Source organism: Pseudomonas sp., from assembly GCF_030696055.1.
GTDB lineage: Bacteria > Pseudomonadota > Gammaproteobacteria > Pseudomonadales > Pseudomonadaceae > Aquipseudomonas.
This window is the reverse complement of sequence record NZ_JAUYNP010000181.1, coordinates 1-8,621: the sequence shown is the minus strand read 5'-3', so window position 1 is coordinate 8,621 and position 8,621 is coordinate 1. Positions and strand designations below refer to the sequence as shown.

Here is an 8,621-nt window from a genome sequence, read left to right as displayed (position 1 = left end):
TGCTCATACATGTCCTCATTCGTTGGGCTCCCCTCTCCCTGTGGGAGAGGGGCCGGGGGAGAGGGTGTCCGGGTCGACGTCATCCCTCTCCCTAACCCTCTCCCGGAGGGAGAGGGGATTAAAGGTTCACAGCAAGCGATCGAGCATGCCGCCCTGATCCAGCAGGCGGCGGGCGATGATCACCCGCATGATTTCGTTGCTGCCTTCCAGTATCTGGTGCACCCGGCTGTCGCGCACCCAGCGCTCCAGCGGGTAGTCATTGAGATAACCGTAGCCGCCATGCAGCTGCAGCGCCTCGTTGCACAGGTTGAAACACTGATCGGTGGCGAAGCGCTTGGCCATGGCGCAATACAGGCTGGCCTCGCCGTGCCGCTGGTCCAGCTTGTGCGCGGCCAGGCGCACCATCTGCCGGCTGGCGGTGAGATCGGTGAGCATATCGGCCAGCTTGAATTGCAGGGCCTGGAACTCGCTGAGCGGCTTGCCGAATTGCTTGCGTTCCTCCACATAGCGCAGCGACTGCTCCAGCGCCGCCTGGGCCGCGCCCAGGGAGCAGCTGGCGATATTGATGCGGCCGCCGTCCAGACCCTGCATGGCGTAGACGAAGCCCTGGCCCTCGGGACCGATGCGGTTGCCGGCCGGGATGCGTACGCCTTCGAAGCTGATGGTGCGGGTCGGCTGGGCGCGCCAGCCCATCTTCAGCTCGTTGCGCCCGTACTTCACGCCCTCGGCATTGGCCGGCACCAGGAAGCAGGAAATGCCCTTGGCGCCGCTGTCCTCGCCGCTGCGCGCCATCACTATCAGCACATCGGTTGAGCCTGCGCCGGAGATAAAGCATTTGCTGCCGTCGATCACGTACTCGTCGCCCACGCGCCTGGCGCGGGTGCGCAGGTGGGCGGCATCGGAGCCGGCGTCCGGCTCGGTCAGGCAGTAGGAGGCCAGCAGCTCGCCGCCGATCAGGCCCGGCAACCAGGCGTCTTTCAAGGCCTGGTCGGCGAAGGAGGCGAGCATCCAGCTGGCCATGCTGTGGATGGTCAGAAAGGCCGTGGTGGCCACGCAGCCCGCCGCCAGCTGTTCGAAGATCAGCGAGGCGGACAATCGCGACAGGCCCAGGCCGCCGTCTTCTTCCTTTATATACAGGCCCAGATAGCCCTGGGCGGCGGCGCGCTTGATCACGTCCACCGGGAAATGGTGCTCGCGGTCCCAGTCGGCGGCATGCGGCGCCAGCTCCCGCGCGGCAAAGGCGCGGGCGCTGTCGACCAGGAGGCGTTGTTCTTCGCTAAGCTCGAAATCCATTGGTTGTCCTTATAACGGGGCGGGTAATCCCGCCTGACGGGCACACCCGCTTCCCTCATCCGTCGCTTCGCGCCACCTTCTCCCTGAGGGCGAAGGACATAAAGAGGGCGTCGCCGCGCGACTCTCACGCTAATAGAACCAGGCCGACGGGTGATCGGCCTGGCCTTCAGTTACTTAAGATGAATGGTCATATTAGTGCCGGCCACCGAGTCTTCGTCGAACCAGCGGCTGGTGACCGTCTTGGTTTCGGTGAAGAAGCGTACGCCCTGTTTGCCGTAGGCGTGCAGGTCGCCGTAGAACGAGCCCTTCCAGCCGGTAAATGAGAAGAACGGCAGCGGCACCGGCACCGGCACGTTGACGCCGACCTGGCCGACTTCCACCGCGTGCTGGTAATGCCGCGCCGCACCGCCGGAGCGGGTGAAGATCGAGGTGCCGTTGCCATAGGGGCTGGCGTTGACCAGTTCGATGGCCGCATCCAGGCTGTCCACCTCCATGCATACCAGCACCGGGCCGAAGATCTCATCGCGGTACAGGCTCATCTTCGGCGTGACGCCGCGGAACAGGGTGGCGCCCAGCCAGTTGCCGTTGGGGTAACCCGCCACCGTGCAGTGCGAACCGTCCAACAGGCATTCGGCGCCTTCCGCCTTGCCCTCGGCGATCAGGCGCAGCACGCGCTGCTTGGCTTGCTGGCTGATCAGTGGGCCGAAGGCCGAATGCGGGTCTTGCCAAGGGCCGGGTTGCAGCTCGGCCATCTGCGCCCGCAGTTCCTCGATCCATTGTTTGGATTCGCCGACGAACACCGCCACGCTGATCGCCATGCAGCGCTGGCCGGCGGCGCCGCAACTGGCGCCGACCAAGTTGCTCAGCACCTGGTCCTTATTGGCGTCGGGCATGATCACCATATGGTTCTTCGCCCCGGCGAAGGCCTGCACGCGCTTCAAATGGGCGGTGCCGGTGCGGTAGATATGCTGGCCCACCGGCACCGAACCGACGAAGGAGATGGCGCGGATATCCGGGTGGGTGAGCAGGCTGTCGACCACCTCGCGGCCACCGTGCAGCACCTGCAGCACGCCCTTGGGCGCGCCGGCCTGGATAAACAGCTCGGCCAGGCGATTGGGGGTCAGCGGATCCTGCTCCGAGGGCTTGAGGATAAAAGTATTGCCGGCGGCGATGGCCAAAGGAAACATCCACAGCGGAATCATCGCCGGGAAGTTGAACGGGGTGATGCCCACGCACACGCCGAGCGGCTGGATCCAGCTGGCGGTGTCGATATCGCGGGCCACGTTCTCCATGGTCTCGCCCATCATCAGGCTGGCGATATTGCAGGCCTGCTCGACCACCTCGATGCCGCGCCAGACATCGCCCTTGGCGTCGGCCAGGGTCTTGCCGGTTTCGCCGGCGAGTATCTCGGCCAGCTCGTCGTGGTGCTCCTTGAGCAGGTGCTGGTAGCGCAGCATCAGCCGCGCCCGCTCGGACACCGGCACTTCGCGCCAGGTGAGGAAGGCCGCCTTGGCGCTGGCGATGGCCGCCTCGATCTCCTCGGCCGTGGCCTTGGGCGCCAGGGCCAGGACTTCCTGGGTCGCCGGGTCGGTGACTTCGATAAATTCACGGGTGCGGCTTTCGCGCCACTCGCCGTCGATCAACTGCGGGATTGCCTTGGCCATCGCTCTCTCCACTGTGGGCCGCATAGGCCCTGTTGTTTTGTCAGTGTTATAGCCGCCTCGGCCGGCTTTGTGGATTGACGATCTTGGGCGGTGGATGGACTATCTTGGGATTAGATGATGGTTGCGGATAGCATCCGTCGGCCTATTTTCCCGGATTGCATCCGGGCTACGGGGGCACTTATGCGTGCTGATGTCGATACTTCCAACTGGCCCTTGCCGGCCAATGGCGTGCGTTTTATCACCCCGCCCAGGCTCAGGCGTTTGCTGGCCAAGCACCCACTGGCACAAGGCTGCTACCCGTTGGCCCTGGGTTTTTACCCGGAAGCCTTGGGCCATCGGATGGACCGCCCGCTGCCGGAGGACCATCTGCTGATCTACTGCCGCGCCGGGCAGGGTTGGCTGGAAACGGCGGATGGACGATTAGCAGTCGGTGGCGGCGATCTGTTGTTGTTGCCCAAGGGCGTCGCCCACGCCTATGGCGCGGACGCGCAGAAGCCCTGGACGCTGTACTGGGTGCATTTCGATGGCGAACTGGTGGCGGACTTCCTGCGCCCATTGGGCAAGGGGCCGCTGTGGCGCATCGGCGTGCAGCCACGGCTGCTGGCCGAGTTCGATGCGTTGCTCAATCTGCGCAAGCAGGGCCTTAACCTGCCGCACTTTATCCATGCCGCCCATCAGTTGCAGGCCCTGTTGACCTCGCTGGCGGTGCTGCCGGCGCGGGCCACCCTGAAGTCCGGGCGGGTGCTGGATGTGGATGCGGTGCAGGCGGTGATGCGCGCCCATCTGCACGGTGCGCTGAACCTCGACGAGCTGGCCGCGCAGTTCAAGCTGTCGCGCTTTCACTTCGCCAAGACCTACCGGGCCCTGACCGGTCATGCGCCGATCCAGGACTTTATCCAGCTGAAGATGGCCCACGCCTGCCGCCTGCTCGATGAGGGCGAGCAGGGCATCCGCCAGGTCGCCGAGCAGTTGGGCTATGAGGACGTGTACTACTTCTCGCGCTTGTTTCGCAAAGTGGTGGGCATGGCCCCCAGCCATTACCGAGCGCTGCATCAGGGCTAGAAGGCTGTCCGAGAATGCGGATTTTTGTAGGTTGGGCTGAGCTCCGCGAAGCCCAACATGCTGACTTTGTTGGGCTTCGTTCCTCAGCGCCAACCTACAATTTGCAGCCAATTGCTATTCTCGGACAGCCACCTAAGGGCCGGTTCTGCCGAATGCTCGGCCGATTTGCGCCTATTCTCTTTGCAGATGCGGCGGCGTGCGTAAGGGCGACAGGTATGAAAGGCAGTGCGGGTTGTTTTGCCTTTATCGCACTCTGGCTGGCCAGTGCGCTGGCGCTTGCGGAGCCCGCTGTGTCGCCGTCGTTGCGAATCGGCTTCACCACCGTCGACAGCTACCCTTACTTCTCCGGTTCCGGAGAAGAAATACCCGAGCCGCCGGGCATGGCCGTGGAGCTGGCGCGCGACGCCGCACGGCGGGCCGGGCTGCGCCTGACGCTGGTGCGCTTGCCGCAGCACCGTATCTTTCTCGAACTGCAGAAGGGCGGCCTCGACGGCGCCATGGTGTTCTCCTATCTGCCTGAGCGTGCCTTGGACAACGTCTACCCCTGGCGCGACGGCGTGCCTTACCGGGATTGGCGCATCGGCACCCTGACCTATGTGCTGTACAAGCGTTCAGACTCGCCGCTGACCTGGGACGGTCAGGCGTTCGGCGGACTGCACGGCAAGATCGGTTACAACACCGGCTGGTCGATCGGCCGGGACTTGGAGAAATACGGCGTGCCCCTGGAAGAGGCACACAGCACCGAGCAGAACTTCGGCAAGCTGGTGCTGGGGCGCATTGCTGGTTTCGCCCTGATGCGAGAACTCGGCGACGCCTATATCGCGCGCACCGGCTTGCGCGACATCGAACGACTTCCCGCGCCGCTCGCCGTCAAGGACTACTTCGTGATCTTCAGCAAGGGCTTCTACCAGGCCAATACCGGGCTGGTCGAAGCCTTCTGGGCACATTTGGGCGAGGCCCGCGAGGAGAACGAAGCCAGGCTCTGGGAAAGGTACGCAGAATGAAGGAGTGGGCCGAGTGGCGGTCACCCCGGCTGTTTTTCAACGGCCGGCTAGAGGCGCCAAGGCATCGGTTGTCGGGATCAGACTCGGGCGATGGTCGCCAGACCGGTGGCGACTATCTTCTCCTGGCCATCGCGCAGGGCGAACAGATCGGCGCGGGTCACCACCTGCGCAATCTGCATCGAGCAGGCTGATGGCGGGGCATCAGACGGCGCCTTGACTTGCGTCCGGGGCTTCTCTAGCGTGCCGCTACTTTATAGCCAGGCAGGTTGGTCCATGGGCAGCGTTGATCAGGTAAAACTCGAAGCCGGCTGGAAAGAAGCCCTGCGCGAGGAGTTCGAAAAACCCTATATGCAGGACCTGGGCGATTTCCTGCGCAGCGAGAAAACCGCCGGCAAGGAGGTCTATCCGCCCGGTTCGCTGATCTTCAATGCGCTCAACTCCACCCCGCTGGAGCGGGTCAAGGTGGTGGTGATAGGCCAGGACCCTTACCACGGTCCGGGCCAGGCCCATGGCCTGTGCTTCTCGGTGCTGCCCGAGGTGAAAACCCCGCCGTCGCTGCTGAATATTTACAAGGAACTCAAGCGCGACCTGAATATCGACATCGCCGCCCACGGCTGCCTGCAGCATTGGGCCGAGCAGGGCGTGCTGTTGCTCAACACCTCGTTGACGGTGGAGCGCGGCGTCGCCGGTTCGCATGCCGGCAAGGGCTGGCAGCGGTTTACCGACAAGGTGATCGAGGTGGTCAGCCAGCACCAGCCGCGCCTGGTGTTCCTGCTGTGGGGCGCCCATGCGCAGAGCAAGGAAAAGCTGATCGATACCAGCAAACACCTGGTGCTGAAATCGGTGCATCCCTCGCCACTCTCGGCGCACCGCGGCTTTATCGGCAACGGCCACTTCAGCCGCAGCAACAAGTTCCTCGTGCAGCACGGTCTGAGCCCTATCGACTGGCGTCTGCCGGAGCACGCGGTTGTATAAGGCCGGCTAAAGATGGTCGTTAAAATGCTGTCAGGCGCGCTGCCATAGCCGGAATAACGGCTCGGCGAGAAACATCACCAGAAACAGGCGCAGCACCTGCAAGGCGGTGACCAGCGCCACCGACAGCTGCAGGGCTTCGGCGGTCAGGCACAGCTCGGTGATGCCGCCCGGCATCATGCCCAGCATCAGCGCATTCGGCTTCTCGCTGGCCAGCCAGCCCAGGCCCTGGCCGAGCAAGGCGGCGGCGAGCATGGCGAGCAGGCTGAACAGCAGGATGCGCGCAAGAAAGCTCGGCGCGCTGCGAAAGAAGGCGCGATCGAAATGGCAGCCCAGGGCGCAGCCGATCAGCCACTGGCCAGCCTGGCCCAGCCCCTGCGGCAGGCCCAGGTGCAAATCGAAGCCGACGCTGGCCAGCGCGCAAACGGTCAGTGGGCCAAGCATCCAGGGGTTGGGTTGCTTGAGCCTGCCCCACAGCCAAGCCAGCAGCGCGCCACCCGGCAACAGCGCGGCCAGCCAGGGCCAACTCAGCACCGCTGCGGGCGGCGGGGCCATGGGCGGCAGGCTCCAGGTAAAGAGCGGCGGGATCAGCAGCACCACCAGCAGCAGGCGCAGGCTATGGGCGGCGGCCACCTTGGCCGTCTCGGCTTGATGGCGCTGGGCCAGATTGACCATCTCGCTGGCACCGCCGGGCATGCTGGCGAAAAACGCGGTGGCACGGTCGATACCCGCACGCCGCAGTAGCAGGATGCCGATCAGGCTAAGCAGCAGGGTAAGGAAGGCGCCGGCGAGTATCAGCGGGAAGTGGTTAAGCAACTCGCCCATTACGTCGCGGCTGAAATGCAGGCCGATAGCGCTGGCCACCAGCCATTGCCCGGTCTGGCGCCCGCCCGGCACCTCGCGGATCAGCCAGCCGCTGCAGCGGGCGACGATCACCGCCAGCAAGGCGCCGATGATCCAGGGCAAAGGCCAGCCGATCAGGCTGGCCAGGTAACCGCCGGCCAGGCCGACCAGCGGCGTGGCCCAGGCGTTGCGCCAATGGGCCAGGCTCGAGCGCTTAGGCATTGGCCAACTGAGCGCTACGGCGTGCCCGCCACCAGCGAATGCCCGGCAGCGCCAGCATCAGCGCGGTGAGCGCCCACAGGCCCAGGCTGATCGGGCTGTTCCAGAGGATGTTCAGCTCGCCGGCGGAGATCGACAGGGCGCGGCGCAGGTTGCTCTCCATCATCTCGCCGAGGACGAAGCCGAGGATCAGCGACGACAGCGGGAAGTCCATCTTGCGCAGCAGGTAGCCGAACACGCCGAGGCCGATCATCAGCACCAGGTCGAAGGTGGTGCTGTGCACGGCGTAGACGCCGACCATGCTGATCACGGTGATCGCCGGCACCAGGATCCAGGTCGGCACGCTGAGCATGCGGGCGAACAGGCCGACCAGCGGAATGTTCATCACCAGCAGGATGACGTTGCCGATAAACAGCGAGGCGATCAGGCCCCAGACCACATCGGGTTGCTGTTCGAACAGCAAGGGTCCTGGGGTGATGTTGTACAGCGACAGCGCGCCGATCATCACCGCGGTGGTGCCCGAGCCCGGCACGCCGAGGGTCAGCATGGGGATCAGCGAGCCACAGGCCGAAGCATTGTTGGCTGCTTCCGGGGCTGCCACGCCGCGCAGGTCGCCCTCGCCGAAACGCCCGCTGGCGCCGGCGATACGCTTCTCGCTCATATAGGTGATGGCGCTGGCGATGGTGGCGCCGGCGCCCGGCAGTACGCCGATGACGAAACCGGCCAGGGAGCTGCGGATGCTGCTCCACCAGGTGAAGCTGAATTCCTTGAAGTTGAACAGCATGCGCCCGCTGGTTTTCACCGCCTGCTGGCCGGTCTGGGTGTGTTCGAGCATCAACAGCACTTCACTGACGCTGAACAGGCCGATCACCACTATGACGAACTGGATGCCGTCGGACAGGCCGATGCTGTCGAAGGTGAAGCGGTACACCCCGGTGGTGGCGTCCACCCCCACCGTGGCCAGAGCCAGGCCGATCAGTGCGGCGAGCAGGGTTTTCACCGGTTTGTCGCCGACCATGCCGCCCAGGCAGGCGATGGCGAACACCATCAACATAAAGTATTCCGCCGGGCCGAAGGCGATCGCCCAGTTGGCCAGGATAGGTGCGAACAGCACCACGCCCATGGTGGCGATGGTGCTGCCGATAAAGGAGCTCATCGCCGACAGAGACAGGGCGATGCCGGCCTTGCCCTGGCGCGCCATCGGGTAACCGTCGAGGGTGGTCATGATCGCCGCGGCGTCGCCCGGTACGTTGAGTAGGATGGCGGAAATGCGTCCGCCGTATTCGCACCCCAGGTACACGGCGGCCAGCAGGATCAGTGCGGTTTCCGGCGGCAGGCCGAGGGCGAAGGCCAGCGGCAGGAGGATCGCCACGCCATTGATCGGACCCAGGCCCGGCAGCAGCCCGACTATGGTGCCGACGAAGGCCCCGAACAGCGCCACCAGTAGGTTGATCGGCCGGGTGGCGACGTCGAAGCCTTGCAGCAAAAAGTTCAGCGTTTCCATTTCAGTTCTCCACTAAGGCTTCGAACAGGCCGAGCGGCAGCGGCACGTCCAGCAGGTAAT

The 8,621-nt window shown here is 64.7% G+C and carries 7 protein-coding genes; 3 read left to right on the top strand and 4 right to left on the bottom strand.

Annotated features, from left to right (window positions below):
* Positions 1-126: 126 nt before the first annotated feature.
* The gene (locus Q8Q83_RS10710; RefSeq protein ID WP_305623559.1) at positions 127-1,293 is read right to left on the bottom strand and encodes an acyl-CoA dehydrogenase family protein; all 1,167 of its coding nucleotides are present in this window, start codon (positions 1,291-1,293) and stop codon (positions 127-129) included.
* Positions 1,294-1,463: 170 nt separating this feature from the next.
* The gene (locus Q8Q83_RS10705; protein WP_305623558.1) at positions 1,464-2,957 is read right to left on the bottom strand and encodes a CoA-acylating methylmalonate-semialdehyde dehydrogenase; all 1,494 of its coding nucleotides are present in this window, start codon (positions 2,955-2,957) and stop codon (positions 1,464-1,466) included.
* A 180-nt stretch (positions 2,958-3,137) separates the two neighbouring features.
* Between Q8Q83_RS10705 and Q8Q83_RS10700 the strand changes: the two genes are divergently transcribed.
* The 3 genes from Q8Q83_RS10700 to ung all read left to right on the top strand — a co-directional run bounded on the left by Q8Q83_RS10700 (position 3,138) and on the right by ung (position 5,998).
* Entirely contained in the window at positions 3,138-4,019 is an 882-nt protein-coding gene (locus Q8Q83_RS10700; protein WP_305623556.1) for an AraC family transcriptional regulator, read from the top strand.
* Between the two features lie 215 nt (positions 4,020-4,234).
* Positions 4,235-5,023, top strand: a complete 789-nt coding sequence (locus Q8Q83_RS10695) for an ABC transporter substrate-binding protein (protein WP_305623555.1) — start codon at positions 4,235-4,237, stop codon at positions 5,021-5,023.
* Positions 5,024-5,296: 273 nt separating this feature from the next.
* Positions 5,297-5,998: a uracil-DNA glycosylase gene (gene ung / locus Q8Q83_RS10690; RefSeq protein WP_305623553.1), complete on the top strand. Its 702-nt coding sequence runs from the start codon at positions 5,297-5,299 to the stop codon at positions 5,996-5,998.
* A gap of 30 nt (positions 5,999-6,028) precedes the next feature.
* Here the strand turns inward: ung and Q8Q83_RS10685 are convergent, their stop codons facing one another.
* Positions 6,029-7,060, bottom strand: coding sequence for an AbrB family transcriptional regulator (locus Q8Q83_RS10685; protein ID WP_305623551.1), 1,032 nt, complete (start codon positions 7,058-7,060; stop codon positions 6,029-6,031).
* Positions 7,053-8,561 carry a tripartite tricarboxylate transporter permease gene (locus tag Q8Q83_RS10680; protein ID WP_305623549.1) on the bottom strand — a complete coding sequence of 503 codons (1,509 nt, stop codon included), beginning with the start codon at positions 8,559-8,561 and terminating at the stop codon, positions 7,053-7,055. The genes Q8Q83_RS10685 and Q8Q83_RS10680 overlap by 8 nt, the downstream gene beginning before the upstream one ends.
* Positions 8,562-8,621 lie beyond the last annotated feature (60 nt).